Origin of the sequence: Romboutsia sp. 13368, from assembly GCF_018336475.1 — a bacterium.
Lineage (GTDB): Bacteria > Bacillota > Clostridia > Peptostreptococcales > Peptostreptococcaceae > Romboutsia.
In genome coordinates this window covers 695785-696370 of the sequence record NZ_CP048741.1, presented here as the reverse complement: position 1 = coordinate 696370, position 586 = coordinate 695785, and the positions used below count along the sequence as shown (strand labels likewise).

Annotated in this window: 1 protein-coding gene; it reads right to left on the bottom strand. The window is 25.9% G+C overall.

Annotation, left to right across the window (positions count from 1 at the left end):
• Positions 1-52: 52 nt before the first annotated feature.
• A complete protein-coding gene (locus G3997_RS02760) occupies positions 53-376 on the bottom strand; it encodes a Fe-S cluster assembly protein HesB (RefSeq protein WP_296647730.1) in 324 nt (107 codons plus the stop codon).
• Between the last annotated feature and the right edge of the window lie 210 nt (positions 377-586).

Below are 586 nucleotides of genomic sequence, written 5' to 3'. Positions count from 1 at the left end.
TATTTGCTTAACAAAAAAAGTTACCTTAAATATTTAAGGTAACTTATATATCTTAATGACCGCAGCCTGAGCATCCTCCGCCACATCCACCTGCGCTTTGTGGCATATTTGCTACTACTACTCTAAATCCATATCCTGTATCTTCTATAGTTACATCTCCATATTGGCTGTATTCAACTTCGCTCATTATGAAATGTAATCCTTCTATATCATAGCATACATCATCTTCTCTTTCTTCATCTAAAGCTATTCCAAATGATGCCCCTGAACAACCCATTCCTGCAAAATATACTCTTATAGTTTGAGGTCTATCTTGATTATCTTGTAAGATATCTTTTAATGTTTTTATTGCTGTTTCTGGTAAAGTAACTTTCATAAATTTTACTCCTTTTCTTAATTATGTATATATAATATTATAGTTTTATTTTATTTGATAATCAATATATACATTGTTAATTATCTTACTATATATATATTAATTACCTAGTTTTTATTTCTCTATTCAAATACTTTATTTAAGTAAAATATAAATAATAGCTATATATTTAACTATTATTWATTAAATRTATAYTTGAATATATTATAA